The 19,291-nt window shown below is 38.8% G+C and carries 18 protein-coding genes and 1 pseudogene; 8 read left to right on the top strand and 11 right to left on the bottom strand.

All coding sequences use genetic code 11. The annotated features are described in order from the left end of the window. Window positions 1-47: 47 nt before the first annotated feature. From cobT to ACFIMW_RS05245, 3 genes are all read right to left on the bottom strand, one after another. Window positions 48-1,943: a cobaltochelatase subunit CobT gene (gene cobT, locus ACFIMW_RS05255; RefSeq protein WP_375608468.1), complete on the bottom strand. Its 1,896-nt coding sequence runs from the start codon at window positions 1,941-1,943 to the stop codon at window positions 48-50. 14 nt (window positions 1,944-1,957) lie between these two features. After that, on the bottom strand, window positions 1,958-2,938 hold the full coding sequence (gene cobS / locus ACFIMW_RS05250) for a cobaltochelatase subunit CobS (protein WP_375608469.1): 981 nt from the start codon (window positions 2,936-2,938) through the stop codon (window positions 1,958-1,960). 202 nt (window positions 2,939-3,140) lie between these two features. Continuing rightward, complete coding sequence (locus tag ACFIMW_RS05245; RefSeq protein WP_375608470.1) at window positions 3,141-3,761, bottom strand: J domain-containing protein; 621 nt, start codon at window positions 3,759-3,761, stop codon at window positions 3,141-3,143. Window positions 3,762-3,885: 124 nt separating this feature from the next. On the opposite strand from ACFIMW_RS05245, the gene ACFIMW_RS05240 reads away from it, so the two are divergent. After that, entirely contained in the window at window positions 3,886-4,158 is a 273-nt protein-coding gene (locus tag ACFIMW_RS05240) for a BolA family protein (RefSeq protein WP_375606020.1), read from the top strand. Window positions 4,159-4,176: 18 nt separating this feature from the next. Here the strand turns inward: ACFIMW_RS05240 and ACFIMW_RS05235 are convergent, their stop codons facing one another. Continuing rightward, window positions 4,177-5,145: a tyrosine recombinase XerC gene (locus tag ACFIMW_RS05235; protein ID WP_375608471.1), complete on the bottom strand. Its 969-nt coding sequence runs from the start codon at window positions 5,143-5,145 to the stop codon at window positions 4,177-4,179. 3 nt (window positions 5,146-5,148) lie between these two features. Further along, window positions 5,149-5,970 (bottom strand): SapC family protein, encoded by an 822-nt coding sequence (locus ACFIMW_RS05230; RefSeq protein ID WP_375606018.1) that lies wholly within the window; start codon window positions 5,968-5,970, stop codon window positions 5,149-5,151. 131 nt (window positions 5,971-6,101) lie between these two features. Here ACFIMW_RS05230 and rimM point away from each other — a divergent pair, with 131 nt between their 5' ends. From rimM to ACFIMW_RS05195, 7 genes are all read left to right on the top strand, one after another. Continuing rightward, window positions 6,102-6,659 (top strand): ribosome maturation factor RimM, encoded by a 558-nt coding sequence (gene rimM / locus ACFIMW_RS05225; protein ID WP_375606017.1) that lies wholly within the window; start codon window positions 6,102-6,104, stop codon window positions 6,657-6,659. 286 nt (window positions 6,660-6,945) lie between these two features. After that, window positions 6,946-7,644: a tRNA (guanosine(37)-N1)-methyltransferase TrmD gene (gene trmD, locus ACFIMW_RS05220; protein ID WP_375606016.1), complete on the top strand. Its 699-nt coding sequence runs from the start codon at window positions 6,946-6,948 to the stop codon at window positions 7,642-7,644. Between the two features lie 209 nt (window positions 7,645-7,853). Then, entirely contained in the window at window positions 7,854-8,294 is a 441-nt protein-coding gene (gene rplS, locus ACFIMW_RS05215) for a 50S ribosomal protein L19 (RefSeq protein ID WP_375606015.1), read from the top strand. Window positions 8,295-8,774: 480 nt separating this feature from the next. Beyond that, complete coding sequence (gene sdhC, locus ACFIMW_RS05210) at window positions 8,775-9,176, top strand: succinate dehydrogenase, cytochrome b556 subunit (protein ID WP_375608472.1); 402 nt, start codon at window positions 8,775-8,777, stop codon at window positions 9,174-9,176. 18 nt (window positions 9,177-9,194) lie between these two features. Continuing rightward, window positions 9,195-9,581, top strand: coding sequence for a succinate dehydrogenase, hydrophobic membrane anchor protein (gene sdhD, locus ACFIMW_RS05205; protein ID WP_375608473.1), 387 nt, complete (start codon window positions 9,195-9,197; stop codon window positions 9,579-9,581). A 6-nt stretch (window positions 9,582-9,587) separates the two neighbouring features. Beyond that, window positions 9,588-11,432 (top strand): succinate dehydrogenase flavoprotein subunit, encoded by a 1,845-nt coding sequence (sdhA, locus tag ACFIMW_RS05200; protein WP_375608474.1) that lies wholly within the window; start codon window positions 9,588-9,590, stop codon window positions 11,430-11,432. A gap of 14 nt (window positions 11,433-11,446) precedes the next feature. Next, entirely contained in the window at window positions 11,447-12,226 is a 780-nt protein-coding gene (locus ACFIMW_RS05195; protein ID WP_375606011.1) for a succinate dehydrogenase iron-sulfur subunit, read from the top strand. A 1,910-nt stretch (window positions 12,227-14,136) separates the two neighbouring features. Here the strand turns inward: ACFIMW_RS05195 and ACFIMW_RS05190 are convergent. The 6 genes and pseudogenes from ACFIMW_RS05190 to ACFIMW_RS05165 all read right to left on the bottom strand — a co-directional run. Beyond that, entirely contained in the window at window positions 14,137-14,436 is a 300-nt protein-coding gene (locus ACFIMW_RS05190; protein WP_375608475.1) for a hypothetical protein, read from the bottom strand. Between the two features lie 1,067 nt (window positions 14,437-15,503). Then, complete coding sequence (virB11, locus tag ACFIMW_RS05185) at window positions 15,504-16,565, bottom strand: P-type DNA transfer ATPase VirB11 (RefSeq protein ID WP_375608476.1); 1,062 nt, start codon at window positions 16,563-16,565, stop codon at window positions 15,504-15,506. After that, window positions 16,540-17,700 carry a type IV secretion system protein VirB10 gene (virB10, locus tag ACFIMW_RS05180; RefSeq protein ID WP_375608481.1) on the bottom strand — a complete coding sequence of 387 codons (1,161 nt, stop codon included), beginning with the start codon at window positions 17,698-17,700 and terminating at the stop codon, window positions 16,540-16,542. Before virB10 ends, virB11 begins: the two co-directional genes overlap by 26 nt. Then, window positions 17,700-18,506, bottom strand: a complete 807-nt coding sequence (gene virB9 / locus ACFIMW_RS05175) for a P-type conjugative transfer protein VirB9 (protein ID WP_375608477.1) — start codon at window positions 18,504-18,506, stop codon at window positions 17,700-17,702. Before virB9 ends, virB10 begins: the two co-directional genes overlap by 1 nt. Before the next feature lie 13 nt (window positions 18,507-18,519). Then, window positions 18,520-19,218: a virB8 family protein gene (locus tag ACFIMW_RS05170; RefSeq protein WP_375608478.1), complete on the bottom strand. Its 699-nt coding sequence runs from the start codon at window positions 19,216-19,218 to the stop codon at window positions 18,520-18,522. Further along, a pseudogene (locus ACFIMW_RS05165) lies at window positions 19,215-19,291 on the bottom strand (TrwH protein); the annotation flags it as partial. The gene ACFIMW_RS05170 and the pseudogene ACFIMW_RS05165, both read right to left, overlap by 4 nt.

The raw sequence follows: 19,291 nt of genomic DNA, 5'->3' as shown, positions 1-19,291 counted from the left end.
ATAGAAATAATTTTTTAAAATGTAATCGTTGTTGATTCAAGGAAGGCTTATTTCTTATAACTATGAGGACTTTTATCACTAAAAAGTACTTCTAATTGTTTTGTTATAGCGTCGGCAAGTTCTTCAGCATTCATAATTGTTACAGCACGTTGATAATAACGTGTGACGTCATGACCAATTCCAATGGCAATGAGTTCGATGGGGGAATGGGTTTGGATTTCTTGAATCACTGCACGTAAATGTTTTTCTAGATAATTGCTGGAGTTGACCGATAGTGTTGAATCGTCAACAGGAGCACCATCAGAAATGACCATAAGAATGCGACGTTGTTCACGCCGTAATAAAAGGCGTTGATGCGCCCAAATCAAAGCTTCTCCATCAATATTTTCTTTTAATAATCCTTCTTGCATCATCAAACCTAAATTGCGTCGTGCGCGACGCCATGGGGTATCAGCACTTTTATAGATGATATGGCATAAATCATTAAGACGTCCAGGATTATGGGGGTTGTTTTGGGCAAGCCATTGTTCGCGTGATTTTCCTCCTTTCCAAGTTTTAGTGGTAAAACCTAAAATTTCAACTTTGACACCACAACGTTCAAGAGTTTGTGCCAAAATATCGGCACAACTTGCAGCAACGCTAATGGGGCGTCCGCGCATTGAACCAGAATTATCAATGAGGAGTGAAACAACCGTGTCTCGAAATTGGGTATTACTTTCTATTTTAAAAGAAAGGGGTTGTGTTGGGTCGATAATAAGGCGTGGAAGTCGTGCTGTATCAAGATATCCTTCTTCAAGGTCAAATTTCCAATTGCGATTTTGTTGCGCCATCAAGCGGCGCTGGAGACGGTTTGCTAAACGTCCAACGATGTTTTGGAGATGATTGATTTGCTTATCAAGATAACGGCGTAAGTTATCTAACTCGTTTTCAGAACAAAAATCTGTTGCTTCCAAAATTTCATCAAATTGACGGGTGAAGATTTTATAATTGCCAAGTTTTTGCATTTGTTCCGAATCGGAAAAAAGGTGTTTGGGTTTGTGCGGCTTTTCTTGCCAAGGTCCATTTTTTTGCTCGCCGTCAGCTTGATCATTGTTGTTTGATTGTGTCGCTTGTGTTTTTCCGTCGTCTTGCACATCACTTTCTTGTTCAGTGCTGGTTTGTTCTTCACTTTGAGCGTGTTTTTTGTTTTTACTCTCTTCTTCTGCTTGGTCTTGAGGTTCATATTCGTTTTTTAATTTTTTATTGTTTTCATTGGCAGAAGCTTCACCCTGTTGTACTGTCATTTTGAGTGTAACAAGCATTTGGCGAACGATTTGTGCAAAAGCCTGTTGGTTGTAAATATGATGTGTAAGTTCATTAAGCTCTGCTGCGGCTTTTTGTTCGAGTTCTTGACGCCACAATTCTAAAACAGGGCCCGCTTCTTTTGGGGCAGGGCGCTTTGTTACTTTTTCACGCAATAAAAGTGCAATCGCTTCTTGGATGGGAGCCTCACTTTGGTTGCTAATCTTGTGATAATGGGCTCTCTTGTATTTATCGGCGAGCATGACATCAAGATTTTTTGCAAGCCCCTCCATGGTTAACGTGCCAATTGCTTCCACACGTGTTTGTTCGAGAGCATCAAAGACAGCACGTGCTTCTGATTCTAGTGGAGCAAATTGCATGTGAATGCGGTTGTCATGCCATGCTTTGCGAAGAGCCATGGAATCACCTAATCCGCGGGTAATGGTGATGTCTTTATTCGTTGCGTATTGAGGTAATTCTGGTAAACGTGCACAACTTTCGCTCAAAGATGGTCGGTTATGACTAAAGGAAACTTCAAGGTTGTTTGTGCCTGCAATCGCACGCATACAGGTGGAAAGTGCTTTTTTAAAAGCTTCAGTATTAAGAGTGTTGTTGGAAGAATCTTTTGCTGGATTTTTGTTGTCACCAATATCGGTAGCCATGAGTGACAGATTCCTTAAGGCGAAACACCATGAATGAGTGATTCGGGAAGCTCTTGTCCAAAGGCGCGTTGATAAAATTCTGCAACAGTGGCACGTTCGAGTTCATCACATTTATTGAGAAAGGTTAATCGGAAGGCAAAGCCGACATCTTGAAAAATTGTTGTATTTTCTGCCCAAGTAATAACGGTACGTGGACTCATGACAGTTGAAAGATCTCCATTGATAAAAGATTGGCGTACCATATCAGCAACATGAACCATTTGTGAAATTATCTTTTTTCCTTCAGTCGTTTGAAAGGATTTGACCTTTGAACAAATGATATTAACCTCTTTATCATGGGGTAAATAATTGAGTATCGTAACAATAGACCAGCGGTCCATTTGAGCTTGATTAATTTGTTGGGTACCATGATAAAGACCGGTTGTATCGCCAAGACCAATGGTATTTGCTGTTGCAAAAAGACGAAACGCTGGATGTGGAGAGATGACACGGCTTTGATCAAGTAAGCTTAGTTTTCCAGAAGTTTCAAGAACGCGTTGAATGACAAACATAACATCGGGACGCCCCGCATCATATTCGTCGAAAACAAGAGCAATATTATTTTGATAAGCCCATGGCAAAATGCCCTCTTTAAATTCAGTGATTTGTAAGCCATCTTTTAAAACGATAGCATCTTTTCCTACAAGATCGATACGACTTACATGACTATCGAGATTAATGCGAAGACAAGGCCAGTTAAGACGTGCAGCAACTTGTTCAATATGCGTTGATTTCCCTGTACCGTGATAGCCAGAAACCATTACACGGCGGTTAAAGGTAAAACCTGCGAGAATCGCTAAAGTTGTTTGCTGATCAAAAAGATAATCAGGATCAATATCAGGAACATGGGGACTTTTTGTGCTAAAAGCAGGGACTTTCAGATCTGTTTCAATATGAAATAGATCGCGAGCACAAAGTGTAATATCGGGCAAATTTTCAACGGTAAGATTTGTCATTATGTTTCTGGAAGGGAGAGGACGCTATTTATTCATTAGAAACGATACAAGAGTTAAAGTATTTATGCAATGCTCTATAATGAGAGCCTTAGATATTAAAGAAAGATTTTTTTACGTATTCTATAATGTTTTGCAAAAAAAGTAACATTTTGCGCAAATAATGATGGTCTAAATGAAAATAGACTCATATAAGCGCATATTTTCAGCACAAACCAGACTTTTTTAGCAAATTGTAAGCATGTAAAACATCACGAAAGCGCTCTTCTGAAGCACGATTACCACCATTGGAATCAGGATGGTGCTTTTTTACCAACTCTTTATATTTCATTTTGATGTCTTCTGCTGAAGCGTTTGCCTGTAGTCCCAGTGTATCAAAAGCTTTTGCTTCTAAGGGCTTTAATTTTCGTGAAAACTTATTGCTTGAATGCTGCCCAGTAAAAAGCGTGAAGGGATCGCGCATGCGATTTTGATAGGCAGCTGTTCCAGAGCGAATCTTTGCATAATTCGCGGCTGTTTTTTTCGATGTACCATTGCTCAGATCTGTAGGCCATGTCGGACGATGTCCTGTGAGAGCATCCTTTTGAAATTTTGCGATATCTTTATTGCTAAGACCAGAGAAGTAATTAAAATTTTTATTATAGGCGCGTACGTGTTCAATACAAAAATATAAATATTGTCCTTCGTGATTTCGACCTGCTGGTGCTTTATGGGACCCTGTTTTTTCACAACCTTTCCACTGACACTGTTGTGCTTCTGGCTCAGCTTTTTGTTTTTTATTTGAGCTTATGCGAATTGAATCGAATAATTTAGATGTTATTGTCATATTATTGGTTTATGCAAAATTGATTAATTTTACAAGAATTGACTTTTGAAAAATTTGTTTTCACACTTATTCTATTATGAAAAAGGTGTATTTTTGCACGTTCATTTTGTTTGAGGAATGAAAAATGTCTATAGAAACAATCATCAACAGAAAGCTTCAGGATGCTTTTCATCCGCAGAAACTGGAAGTGATTAACGAAAGTCATCTTCATGAGGGACATCCTCATGATGAACATGCTTTTGATGGTAAAGGAGAAACACATTTTCGGGTGAAAATTTTATCTTCTTCTTTTTCCAATATGACGCGTGTAGAAATACATCGAGCGATTTATCAAGTTTTAAAAGAAGAGCTTGCTACTTGTGTTCACGCTTTGGCACTTGAGGTTGAAACACTCTAATTTTTTGATGAGACGTTTTTAGGAACGGGGATGGGCCTTTTGATAGATTTTTAACAAATGGTCTGTATCGACGTGGGTATAGATTTGTGTGGTGGAAAGACTAGCGTGCCCAAGAAGTTCTTGAATGGTGCGTAAATCTCCCCCCCGTGATAAAAGATGGGTGGCAAAAGAATGGCGTAGTGTATGAGGCGTTGCAGTTTCTGGTAAACCAAGGCTTGCACGTAAATTACGGACAGCTTTTTGAATAATGGCAGGCTGTAGGGGACCACCCCGCGCACCACGAAACATGGGTTGGTTGTCTATTAAAGGATATGGGCAGCATTGAAGATAATTTTGTACGGCTTCGTAAACAATTTTTATGAGGGGAACAAGGCGTGTTTTGCCTCCTTTTCCAGTTATAAATAAACTTGTTTTTTCAGGATCAGAAAATTGTTCTGGTGTGAGGCTTAAGGCTTCTGATATTCGCATTCCACAGCCATAAAGAAGCATGAGGACAGCAGCATTACGCGCGGTAATCCAAGGTTCATTTTCCAGTTGATTTTCTTGTTTGACTATGTGAAGTGCTGATTTTATCGCTAAAGATTTTGGGAGCGATTTGGGGTGTTTGGGGCTTCGGATAAGTTGAGCTGCGGGAACATTGACGATTCCTTCACGTGATAAGTATTTGAAAAAAGAACGGATGCCTGCTACTCCGCGGCTTAAAGAACGAGCACTTACATTATTTGTTCGCCGATAAGCAAGATAAGCACGCAAGTCACTAACGCGTAAATGAGCAAGATCTGTAAGGGTTGGTGTATGGCTTAAGTGTTGACAGAGAAAAGACAAAAATTGCCGCGTATCACGTTCATAGGCTTGCACTGTTTGTGCTGACATACGACGTGTTTGGGTAAGACACTCTAACCAATTTTTCCTTGCGTTTAAAATTGCATGGTCTGCTGGAATGAGAGGAATATTTTCATCTTTTCTCTTGTCGTTTTTGATAGGCATTATCTAGTTGAGAGTTTCTTTCTTTTTAGATTTTTCATCGTTAGAATGACCATTCTTGTTTTGGGGTTTCTCTTCACGATTGATAAGCTGCTTTTCACCTTTGAGAGAGAGTATTTTCAAAAGATTGTGCGTTGACATCAAATGCGCAAAAATTAATCCTAAAAAGCCATTTTTATGAAGTTTGGCAAGTTGGCTTGCTGATAATTTATTCAATTTTTCTTCATCAACAACCCAAAAATGTTCCAATTGCGCTGAGAGACCTTTATCGTTTTTCACATTGATGGATTTTTGGCTTAGAAGATCCATTTCTACAAGAGCATCAATAAACTCAGAGGTTTTCTCCATAGCGATTTTAAAACTTTCAAGAAAGCGAATACGTTCTTCCATAAAAGGAGAAATAGAGCCATCGGAATTAAAAAGTTCTGTTCCTGCAACTTCATTAAACATACCGGACTGTTGATCAAAGCACACAGAAAGTTCTTTTTCATTGCTAATTTGTGCCAAAACAAAAGGGTAGCGGCGGACAAAAGCAGGAACATAAGTATTGTTTTTCCAACTTTTATCAGAAGCGATATAGTCATTTTCGTCATTAGAAAGACCGACAAGAGCTGCGGATGTGTAGTGCCGTTTTTTTTGTTCATCTTCAGCGCACATAAATAAAATAGGATAGTCTAGTGCTGCTTGAAAATATTCAGTACTTGCTAAAGGAACCCAATGAGTATCCTTGGCAAAAGACATATCACTTGGAGGAGCAAATTTTAGATTTTTATGGGAAATTTTGTTGATTGGTGTGATATCTTTGTAAAATAGCATAATATTTGCCATAAGACTTTCTCCTTTATTAATTTGTTTTTGTTACCAAGAAAGGTCTTTTAGAAGATTGTCTCATATGGCAACAAGATTGAATAGAAAACTATAAGATTGAAGGGTTCATTTTTGAGAGATAATATTTTTGCATGAAGTATAATAAAGAAAAGCTTAAAAATAAAGTCTATCTTGCCATTATTGGTACGCCTCATGGTGTAAAAGGGGATGTTTTTGTTAGAATTTTAAGTGCTGATCCCCAGCGTTTCAAGTCTTATGGTACTCTTTATGATGATATGGGGCGTTCTTATGACATTGTAACTCTTCGCATGCAAAAAAATAAGGCGATTGTACGTTTTAAAGGGATAGAAAATCGTAATACTGCTGAGTCTTTAAATGGTATTCGCCTTTATGTGATGCGTGATCAATTAATTGATGATTTGATGGAGGATGAGTTTTATCAAGTCGATTTAATAGGTTTGTGTGTCCAAGATTGTGGGGGAAAAATCTTAGGTGAGGTATGTGGTTTTTTTAATTTCGGGGCTGGTGATTTGCTTGAAATACGTTTGAATACGGGTAAAAGAGTTCTTATTCCCTTTAGTAAGGCGGCAGTACCAGAAATTTGTATGGACTCTGGTTTTCTTGTTGTTGATCCCATGGCAGCTGGTTTTAGCGATAGAGGAGAAAATGATAAAAAGGAAATAGCTTGAATCTAAAAATAAAGATGAAGGTAAAAAACAACAGATGAATTTCGTCAATAAAAAGTGGAATGTGTGAAAATATTAAAAATGCTCTTTTGAGCAGATATTGTAAGCACTTTATTTCGAAATAGTCCTGAATTTTTAGAGTCTTTTTTTAGTGTAAGTATTTAGAAGGATCGTATTGAATATGGCGCAGATCAAGGAGACTCAGATTAACGCTATGGCGTTAAAAGTCTTGTTTGTGCTATTTTTGCTATTATAGAATCTGTTTAAGAAAATAAGGATAAGAAATAAAATGAAATTTCAGGCGCGCGTTTTAACCCTTTATCCTGAAATGTTTCCTGGTTTTTTAGGGTATTCTTTAGCAGGGCAAGCTTTAGAGCGTGGAATTTGGTCACTGGAGACGGTACAGATTAGGGATTTTGCTTTAGATAAACACCATAGCGTTGATGATAAACCTGCTGGTGGGGGAGCTGGTATGGTAATGCGGGCGGATGTATTGGCGGCTGCTCTTGATTGCTGTCCACAGGATTCGCCAAGATTGTTGATGAGTCCACGTGGACGCCCTTTTGACCAAGCTTACGCGCATAGCTTGGCTCGTGATACGGGTGTGACGTTAGTTTGTGGACGTTTTGAAGGGGTTGATGAGCGAGTCATAGAAGCACGAGAATTAGAAGAGATTTCTATTGGTGATTATATTCTTTCAGGGGGTGAAACAGCCGCATTGGTTATCTTAGATGCTATTATACGTCTTCTGCCCGGAGTGATGGGGAATGCAGCTTCTGCAAGGTGTGAAAGTTTTGAAAATGGCTTGCTGGAACATCCGCAATATACACGCCCTTCTCTTTTCGAAGGGCGGGGTATTCCGCCTGTATTGCTCTCAGGTCATCACAAAGCGATCGCAGATTGGCGTCAAAGCCAAGCCGAATTGTTAACACGTCAACGTCGCCCTGATCTTTATGCGCGTTATGATAAAAATCATCAGAAAACTTGATTCATATGATAAGGTGGTGTATTGCATGGCTCTCTTTTTAGAGAGTTTTTTATAAAAGGTTTTCTGTAGTTCCAAAATTAAAATGAAGGAATGGTGTATTCGCTCCTGTGTAAGACATAGCCTAAAGAGCTCCTTATTCTTAATAAAGGCTTTTTTGGTAAGAGTTGAGCGCTCTGACTGTTCGATAAAGAACGTGAAGGATAAAAGAAATGAATATTATCGCACAGCTTGAAGCTGAACAATGTGCAAAAATTGAAGAAAAGCGCCAATTTCCAGCATTTCAGCCAGGAGATACAGTCCGTGTTATGGTGCGTGTGACAGAAGGTACACGGACGCGTGTTCAGGCTTATGAAGGTGTTTGTATTGCACGTTCAGGTGGTGGGTTGAATGAGACCTTTACAGTACGCAAGATTTCTTACGGTGAAGGGGTGGAGAGGGTATTTCCTGTTTTTTCTCCTTTGATTGAAGGTGTTGAGCTGGTGCGCCGTGGTAAAGTGCGCCGTGCAAAACTCTATTATCTGCGTGGCTTGAGAGGTAAAGCTGCGCGTATCGCTGAAAAGAGAGATTATCGGAAAAAAGCTGAAAAGGTTGTTGAGAAAGTAGAAGCAGCAGCCGTAAGTACAGATGTTGAAAAGCAAGTTTCTGAGTAAAGATTATATCGGCTAAACTTTATGCAAAAGCGGCTTTTATGCCGCCTATTTGTGTCTTTCGTGATTCGTTTTGTCATTTAAAAGACTGTGAAGAGACATAAAAATGTTTAATCTATCAAATTTTTTGTCTCTTTTTATTCTTAAATAATGGATCAAATTTAGAATATCATTGTACGTATCGTGAACACTCAAAAGTATAATGATAGTTTAAAAAAATGTCTGTTTATATTTGAGAAAAGATGTTAGACCTTTGACGTGAAGATAAAATTGTATTAGATTAAGGCAAGTTTTGCGGAGTATATCCGTTGAGTAATCGGTTTTTTTTATGCGTGACCTTTAATCCGTTATTTGAGACAACCGACCTGTAATATTGGTATTTGAGATGCCAAACAAGTAAAAGCGAGATAATATATATTTAGTCGTTTTATGCGGGCTTTCTCGTTCGTTGCGGTTGCAGTAAAAACCAGGTCAGGATATTTTATGACAGAGACAACTAGGATAAAAGAGCGCCCTCGTTCCCCTCATATAAGTATTTATCGTTGGATAATTACTATGGCCATGTCTATTGCGCATCGCGTTACAGGTATGGCTCTTTATGTTGGAATGGTCTTTCTTGCTGTTTGGTTAATTGCTATTGCATGTGGGGAGGAGGCATTCAAAACAGTTCATGAGATTTATAGTTCTTGGTTTGGATTGTGTATCTTGTTTCTTTATACTTTGGCAGGGATTCATCACATGGTTGGTGGTGTGCGACACATTGTGTGGGATGTGATGCCTTGCCTCCTAGCAAAAGAAAAGGCAACAGTCACTGCTTGGGTAACAGTGTTTATTTCTCTTATTATTACTTTTATAATTTGGATTATTGGATATACCGTTGTTTAGCTGGGGGTGAAAAGAGAGATGAAAAAAGATTTTCGAACGGAACTTGGAAAAGTACGGGGGCATGGGAGTGCTCATGAAGGAACAGAGCATTTTTGGCTACAGCGTTTGACAGGGGTTATCAATCTACCGCTTTTGATATTTTTTATTGTTCTTATTCTTTCGCTTGTGGGCAAGGATTATAGTATTGTGCGTGCACGGCTTGCACATCCTATTGTTGCTATTTTGATGGGATTGATGACTTTTTCGGTCCTTTATCATATGAAACTTGGTATGCAGGTAGTGATTGAAGATTATATTCCACGTGAAGGTTTTCGGATATTCTTTTTGACGTTAAATATTTTATTTTGTTTTCTCGTAGGTGGTATCATTATTTTTTCTCTTTTGAAAATTGCATTAGGGGGTTAAACAAGTATGGCGGGTACAGGATCATCTCTGGGCGCTAAAGCAGGTAACGCCCCTTATCGCACTGTAGATCATAAATTTGATGTTGTTGTTGTTGGGGCAGGTGGTGCAGGATTACGTGCAACATTAGGTATGGCGGAACAAGGATTAAAGACAGCTTGTATTACGAAGGTTTTTCCAACGCGCTCACATACGGTTGCAGCACAAGGGGGGATTGCTGCATCGCTTTCAAATATGGGGCCTGATAATTGGCAGTGGCATTTATATGATACCGTGAAAGGTTCTGATTGGTTGGGCGATACCGATGCAATGGAATATTTGGTGCGTAATGCTCCTGCTGCTGTGTATGAATTAGAACATTATGGCGTTCCTTTTTCGCGAACGCAAGAAGGCAAAATTTATCAGCGTCCTTTTGGTGGACATACGACACAATTTGGTGAAGGTCCACCTGTTCAGCGTACTTGCGCAGCAGCTGACCGTACAGGCCATGCCATTTTGCATACGCTTTATGGACAAAGCTTAAAGCATAATGCGCAATTTTTTATTGAATATTTTGCCCTCGATCTCATCATGACGGATGGGGTTTGTACGGGGGTTGTGGCATGGAATCTCGATGATGGTACAATACATCGTTTTTCTGCCAAAATGGTTGTTCTTGCAACCGGTGGTTATGGACGCGCTTATTTTTCTGCGACATCGGCGCATACCTGTACGGGTGATGGTGGTGGAATGATCGCACGTGCTGGATTGCCACTTCAGGATATGGAGTTTGTGCAATTCCATCCGACAGGGATTTATGGTTCTGGTTGCTTAATTACAGAAGGAGCTCGGGGTGAGGGGGGCTATTTAATCAATTCTGAGGGTGAACGCTTTATGGAGCGCTATGCACCTTCCTTTAAGGATTTGGCTTCACGTGATTTGGTTTCGCGTTGTATCACTCTTGAAATTCGTGAAGGGCGTGGCGTGGGACCTAAGAAGGACCATATTCATTTGGTTCTCAACCATATTGATCCTGCAATCTTGCACGAGCGTTTACCAGGAATTTCGGAATCAGCTCGGATTTTTGCAGGGGTGGATGTAACAAAAGAACCTATCCCCATCTTGCCAACGGTCCATTATAACATGGGGGGAATTCCTACCAACTACTACGGGGAAGTTCTCAATCCAACGGCTGATTCGCCTGATCGTATTCAACCAGGGTTGATGGCGGTAGGAGAAGCGGGATGTGCTTCTGTTCATGGGGCTAATCGCTTGGGGTCAAATTCATTGATTGATCTTGTGGTGTTTGGTCGTGCTGCTGCTATTCGCGCAGGTGAAATTATTGATCGGAATGCAGAAATTCCACCCCTGAATGAAGCTGCTGTTGATGAAATTATAGCACGTTTTGATCGTTTGCGTTTTGCAAAAGGGGCGGTACCAACAGCGGTATTGCGTGAAAAAATGCAACGCACGATGCAAGAAGATGCGGCTGTCTTCCGTACAGAGGATTCTTTGCAACAAGGATGTCAGCGGATGAATAAAATCTGGGAGGAATTGTCTGATATCAAAGTTACAGATCGTTCTCTGATATGGAATTCTGATTTGGTTGAAACATTAGAGCTTGAAAATCTCATGGCGAATGCAATCATGACTGTTTATTCGGCGGAAGCACGTTTAGAAAGCCGCGGTGCCCATGCGCGTGAAGATTATCCAGAGCGTGATGATAAAAATTGGCGTAAACATACGCTTTCACATTTGTCAAAAGAGGGTAAGGTGACGTTATCATATCGACCTGTCCATGTGGACCCGTTAACATCTGAAGCTGATGGTGGGATCGATTTAAAGCGCATTGCACCTAAAAAACGGGTTTATTAAGGGGAGACTGAAATATGGTACAAATTAAGCTTCCTAAAAACTCTCAGGTAAAACCGGGAAAGGTTTGGCCTAAACCTAAAGGTGCTAAAAAACTAACAGAATTTCACGTTTATCGTTGGTCGCCTGATGATGAGGAAAATCCTCGTTTAGATACCTATTACGTAGATCGTTCCGCTTGTGGCCCGATGATTCTTGATGGGCTTTTGTTTATTAAAAACCATATTGATCCAACTTTGACACTTCGTCGATCTTGCCGTGAAGGCATCTGTGGTTCATGTGCGATGAATATTGATGGAACCAATACATTAGCTTGTACCAAAGGGATGGATGATGTAAAACATCCCATTAAGGTCTATCCGTTGCCTTCCATGCCGGTTGTTAAAGATTTGGTTCCTGACTTGAATCGCTTTTATGCGCAACACCGAGTTATTGAGCCTTGGTTACAAACAGTTTCTCCTGAACCTGCAAAAGAATGGTTACAAAGTCACTCCGATCGCCAAAAAATCGATGGCCTTTATGAGTGCATTTTGTGTGCGTGTTGTCAGACTTCATGTCCAAGTTATTGGTGGAACGGTGATCGTTATTTGGGGCCCGCTGTTTTGCTTCAAGCTTATCGCTGGATTGCGGATTCACGTGATGAGATGTGTGGTGAACGTCTTGATAATTTAGAAGATCCTTTCCGCCTTTATCGTTGTCATACGATTATGAATTGTGCCCAAACTTGTCCAAAGGGATTAAATCCAGCGAAAGCGATTGCTGAAATTAAAAAACTCATGGTTGAACGCCGCCTTTGAAAATTTACTGATTGATCAAAAGAAAGCGCAAGGTGGAAAATTGTATCTCCTTTTAGCAATTAAATCTCTAAAAAAAGATCGGCTGCTTATGGGAGCGCAGTAGCTATAATCATTCTAAAAGTGAAGTAATCCCTAAAAAATTAAGCAATCCTTGCAATGGCTGAGCAGAAAACTCATAGTTGAAAATTGATCAATTAACGAACAGTAAAAAGAAAAATAGAAAATTGTGCGTGTTTTTTGTGCTTTTTGAGGCTTAATCTCTAAAAATTTATTGGCTTCTATGAAACGGTTAGTATAGTTATTATTGCCTTTAAAAAGGCTTTAGTTTTTTGAGTAGACTATACTTTAAATAGGCATTCTATGTAAAAATAATAAAATCAATATGCCATGTGTTTTTATTTTTATTAAATTCGTATCAGAATTTTTATTTTGATGCAGATTCAATTAATCATTTTTTATAAAAAACGATAACTCTGTATAAATATAGCACAAAAAATAAATGCTGATACAAATATTATAACGCATGTAAATTATCCTAAATGAAATACAAAGGAGTGATCATTATGACAATTCGTCATTTTACGACACATTTATTATAATATCGAAAACATTGCTAATATTCAGGGATTAGGAATTTTTGATAATATCATTATATATAAAGGTCATATTTTTTATTTTAAAGATTGGATTGTTAATCGCATTAAACAACAAAATTTATAGTTCTCAAAAAATGGAGAACGTAAAATCTCTCTCTATTGTAGAGATAGATCATGCAGTTAAGGGGGTAGTAATTTAAAACTATTGTAACGTCATAGATTTAAATTCACTAAAGAGCAAATAAGACGTTTGAAAAATATCAAATTTATAGTTTTTCCCGAAAATTTAGAAAACACTAGTGAGAATTCTAAGAACACGTGTTGCGAATGTGGAATAAGGGCTGTTTATAGATTAATTTGAGTTGAATGAATTCAATCATCAAAGAAAATATGTTATATTTTTATGTGTTTCGTAGGTTTTGATTTTATATATTTTTATCTATAAAAATAGAGATTTCTAGGTTTAATTCCTATTTTTTATATTACTCAATTTCATTTTTGTTTGCATATATTGCTTAAGAAATTTATTTAGGCAGTAAAGTGCTTTTTTGTTTTATTTTTCAGTATAGAGATATTTCTTAACATGAAGGAGAGGTCTAGAAATATTAATGGTGTAATCAGTTATTGTTTGGGTGTTTATTCTATTGTACTGTAAAATACCCTCATTTGAGGAGCGCTAATTAAAGTGGTTAAAAAGTGGAACCGTTTTAAAGAGGTGTGTCTTAAGGCACCAAAGCCCATTTTGCAGAGCTGACCATGGATGGTATAATGGTAAATCTAATAGAGTACCTCCATCTTCATGCTTATAGAAGAAGCAAGCCAGCACCATCATTATATTAGCCAGCTCGTGGGTGTTGCGACAGCCCTTGGCACTTAAGACGGTTCATAAAAGGCATTTTTAGTTCTTTCTTGTATAGTTTTTACCTATACGCCAGCTCCGCTTGTGAGGTGCAAGCAAGTGATTTTGATTGATTCAACATAAACAGATTTGCAATGAGAGAATCCTACGATATTCGGGATTCTAATTCAATATGAATAACGATAAATTATTTATTATAAATCAATATCTTGTCTAGAAAAGGAGGCGGATTGTTTACAGATTGATGCGGGGTAAGAAGCTTCATCCTTTGAGGTAGTGAGAGCGAGATTCTGCTAGACAATGGTGTAAATTAGAACGCCCCCCAAGCGGGCAGGTACTAAGTCCAGTTTGTTGCATATATTGAGCCATACAATGCGTAGCGAGTGTACCATGACTGGTTGTAGAAAAAATTATTGCCAGATAAAAGGTACGTTTGTTTGGTCACTTTTGGTGCTTCAGATGATAAGGCCACGCGAAATTCTGTTGTAGCATTCCGTCGTCTTTTCATATTCTCGAGCCAAGGATAGAGTCCATATATTCCCATCAATATAATTTTTATAAATATGGCGCAAAGGACGTGTACGAATACTTGTTAGGATAAGAAAACGCAAAGTTAGTTGTGTCATTGTTTTTGTTTTGCAGAGTGTTTGATAAAAAGCAGGCAGCTCTTTCCAATTCATAGCTGGTAAATTTTGCGCTTTATGGTGTTGTTTACCTAAGAGAGCACGTGCTTTTTTGTTGCTTGTAATCAACATTATTCAATCTCAATGCAACAGCGCGTTTGAAACAAAGATTGAGGCAAATGAGAGCTTTATCAGGAATTCCAGCTTGTACATGGCAGATGGAGGAGAGGGTATTGCGTATCTGTGTTGGCGTAGACTCTGAAACTGCTATACAGCCTCATTTGTAGAGAATATAAAGTCGTAAAGGTGCAAATCAATCACAAGCCTTACCATCACTTTTAGTTCAGTTTTACGACTTTCAAAAGCATTTAAAGCAATATTCTTTAATAAAGGTGCTTACTGCTTTACGCTTTTGTTTATTGCATTCTTTAATAAGATCACGTCCCTCATGCAAAACAGAATGTTCCAAATCAAATACACTTGGGTTGCCAGTTCAAGGGCTTTTTTTAGAAACATTTCTTAATGCTTCCAAGTCCATTTTACGACACTACCCGTGAATAGTATAACAATAAAACCATTGAGCTCTCCATCTTTAGGCTTATGAAGGAGTAAGTTGATACCATCACATATTTTGTAAGCACCTAATGTTTGTAATTCAGGCATTTGAGATAATTCATAGGAGGCGTGTTAATCCTTTATTAACAATTTTTATTCCATTTTCTCCCTGCTTGTAACGTGCAAAAGACATGGTTTTGGTTGATTCAAACAGATTTGCAATGAGAGAGCCTATGATATTAAGATCTCTCATCCAACATGCAAAACAATGAACATTCTTTATAAATCAATGTCATGTAGTTTAAAAAGTGGGATTATAGATTTGTGCTTATAGGAATTTTTGCTCTTTGAGATGTAGAGAAGAGAGCAGGAATATTTAGAGTAGCGCTTGCCTGTGTATTTTGTAGACATTGTCTTTTAGGATAGGAAAATGATCAAAGGTTAAGAGAATTGAGAAAGAGTTTCATGTGTGATTTAATTTTTTTGTGAAGTTGTTTTCTCTTAACTTTTTTCTTCTTTTGTTCATTAAAAGTGTAGAAAACGCATTGAAGAAGCAAAGAGAAGAGGGGGATGAAAATAAAAAGCCATAACCAATTGGTTATGGCTTTTTGTCTTGTATAATACTATCGAGAGAAGAATCCCTCTTAAGCGATTTTTGATTTAGCAAAAATCGGGTCGTAAAAGACTTCAGTGAGTTTTCTATCTTTAAAGAACAACACTACGTCAACTGTTGTATAGAGAACGATTTTTATCATTTCTAACTCGAGTTGCCGGCCAATTTCTGATCTTTTAATCAAGGTGGCACATCTCTCAAATGTCTGCAAAGCGCTGTTGGCATGCGTTGTTGTAATCGACCCGGGATGACCAGTGTTTAGTGAATTGAGATATTCCCATGCTTCATTGCCTCGCAATTCAGCGAGAAAAATTCTGTCAGGCGACTGACGCATACATGCATCTAGGCATTCTTCAGCTGAAACACGGCCTACATTGTTACCATAAATCATATGTACATGATTGGGATGATTGGGTAGAAAAAGCTCATGAACATCTTCAATTGTGATAATACGCTCCTCTACAGGAACCTTTTCAATTAAAGAGCGAGCAAATGTTGTTTTACCAGATCCTGTTTTGCCTGCAATAATAATGTTGCGTTTGTGAAGGACGCATTCTTCCAAAAATTCAAGAATTTTTCCCTCACGTTTACTTTGTAAGAGTTGAACTTCAAATGGTTCCAACCGTGTAAAGTTCTGCTTCGATAACAAGTTATCTGCTTCTTTTGCTGAAGGCTTATTAAAACTTACATCAGAAAAATTATCAAATGCTCCTTCTTCTTTGAGTTCTTCTAACGTCTTAACTACAAGAGAATGTTTACGAATTACAAAAGAAAGAGCACCATCAACAACAGCTGGTGTTTGTATAATTGTACCACGTTGTCCACCAGGCAAGAGCACATAATTAATACTTCTGGGAGCCATACCATTATAAACGATAATAGCTGTAATAAGCGTTTGCAAAAAAGTGGTTGTTAATTCTGGCACGCTATATACCTGCCAACCCTTAAAGCTTTTTGTCCATACTTCACAGGGGCGGCAGATCGATAATTCAGTGATCTGCGGATCTTCTAAAAAATGATCAAGCGGTTGCAAAAGCTGAGAAACTGCTTGATCTTTCTGTATTGGGTTAACGTGTGACGAGACTGTAGACATCGCTGAAATCCAGATCACGAGCAACAAAGATGTTCACTCGTTCGCCTTGGTTTTTATAAAGTGTTGGTGCAATATTGATGGAACCTTGAAGAACATCGGTCACTATCGATTCAGCATTCTGAACACCTTGAGATTGAACATTTTGAGTTTGTGAATTCTCTTTACTATTTTTATTAATTTTGCTTCTTACCCATTCTCCTAAATCACCGATGATGCTGACCATAATGGCACTGCCAAATCGTTCCCAAAAGTGTCTATCAACCCAGCCGCCGATACCTGATTCACCAAGAGGACCTGTACCAGGTGAGTCAAGATTGACAACAACACCAGAAGGCGTTTCAATGCGTGACCATTGCACAAATACACGCGTTTGTCCTTGTTGTATGCCACTTTGGTAAAAACCAACAACTTTAGAACCACGGTCGAGCAAAACAACGCGACCACTTGTGGAGTAAATATCACGTGTTAGATGACATGTCGTCATGCCTGGTTGTGATGTGATGATCTTTGTTTCCAATGTGCAATCTATTTGTGTTCCTTGCGTAATCAAGAAGTCACGATTACGAAGTTGTGCTGCATGTGATTGACCTAAACGAACTGGTTGGAGACGGTCGAATAATGCGCCACTATTTCCATCATCATTCGATGCTTTTTTTGTCTCTGCAGATCCTTCACCCCCACCGTTGTTAAGGCTAGAACTGAGCATACGTCTGCGTGCTAATTCTTCAGAATCTTTAAGTAAATGTGAGGGAATGGTTGTTTGAAGAAGCTTACTCAAGGCTGGTGAAATATCCAAAGTTGAGTCTTCTGTTTGTGTTGGCTTATCTGCTTCTTCTACAAACTTTGGCTCTTCTATAACTCGGGGGGTATAGCTTGGTATAATTTGCTGTACTGTTTGTTGTGGTTTCTCTTCCTCCACTTCTACGGTGTCACGCATTTTAAAAGATTTCCAGGTCAAAGCAAGCGGTACCGCTATTATGACAATAAGTCCTACCATTAACAATGCGCGAGTACCTGGAATTGTCGGACGGCGTTCAGAACCTAGTTCCGATCCTCCATACACGCTTTCGACATGTCGTTGCTCTGCATTGTCTAGTCTTGTACCTTTCCCCTCTCCCTTCTCATTACCAAACATCATTTTCCTCCTTTATTGACGCGATGAACCACTGAAGATATTGTTCCAGTTGTATTTGGTATACCATTGGGATCATAGGCTTCATTAAAAACAGCTAAAGCACGTTTTCCAAGTCGTATAAGCCACTTAGGATTGACCTTATGAACGGCGATAATATCATTAGAACTGCCAACAACGGTACGTGGTATTAAGCTTTCATTCCCCTCAGCATCTACGACATAAATCGATGGCATGTCCATGTTAGCAGGAAACTTAAAGTAAGTAATACGCCCATTGTCCCAAGCATTTATTGGCGCAATATCTTGGTGACCGCTCATGGTGTAACTAAGATTATAACCTTTTACGCTTTGGTGAAAACCACGTTCAATTGCAAGCCGTTGATTGTTTGTGTCTGATTTTTCATCGTTTGAATTGGGATAATGGAAAGCCAATTCATAAGTTGCTCCTGCACGGTCATTGCGAAATTGCAGTCGGAATTTGTAACTTCGTTTATCAGTTACAACGATGAGATTGGTATTGGCAAGCTCTGCTTTTGGTTTAATAAAAATATGTCTTCCTTTATGCGCAAAGGCATAGGCCTCTGAATCACCAAAGGCATGAGTGATATACTGTTCACCTTCTTCAAGAATAATATGTGTTGCCACACCAAGAACTGTTTCAATTTGAACCACATCAGCTTCGTTATATGTTATATAGCGAATGCGATGATCATATTGTGAATTTGATGGGCTTTTGAGTGCTTGCACAGGCACCGTATAAAGAGAAGAAAACGAAGACAATAGAACAATGAATGCAAGTTTTTTCATAACAATCAATACCTTAATCATTCAATAGTATTTCTGGGTCAGAACGATAACTTGTCACTTGGAAACCAAGGGGGTTAAGCAATCGATCAGATGATTTCATAGGTGAACCAACATAAGTGTAGCCAATTGTTGCGATTTGGTGTTGTTTTGCTCCAGCAGCACCGGTGCTGTCATGCTGTTGGGTCGTAAAACGTACAGTTGCTTGACCGAGCCCATTAGGTTGGATTGATCGTACTTTAACTGTGATACGTGCTTTGTTAGACAGAACTTTATCCCGCGCATTTTCTCCTTCATAAATTTTTAAATATTCTTGTTGAACAGCTGCTGCGCTTAAAAGTGCTGTTGTGTCATAGTTCAGTTGAATGGTATCGTAGTCGTAAGTTTCGCGGTTAAGCACATATTGATTGAGCCAATATCTGTCTACAACTTCACCATAGCTGGTTTCATGTTCACGCATGATGGAGATAACATCAACTGCACCTGTTGCATTATCAACACGTAATACTAAAGGGGTGGGAGCTGGTTGAGAAAAACCGACAACTCCACATATCATACCAAATAAGCCAAAAAGACCAACAGCACCTGCTACACGCCATGCCGTCCTACGCGATCTTATAAACTCACTTATGAGATCACGTTCTAAACCTCGGCTTTCTTCATAATAACTATTTAATTGTTCGGCTTTCACTGGTTTTGTTTGTTTTGTTTTCATCTGTCTCCTCGCTTGATTTCGGCAGGGATTGTTTTATTAATGGGTACGCGGTTTCTATCATTTGGTTGCTTTA

The organism is Bartonella sp. AC329YNZD (genome assembly GCF_042196685.1).
Taxonomy (GTDB): domain Bacteria; phylum Pseudomonadota; class Alphaproteobacteria; order Rhizobiales; family Rhizobiaceae; genus Bartonella.
Note: the sequence above shows the minus strand (reverse complement) of the source record. Positions and strands in the feature narration are given on the sequence as shown.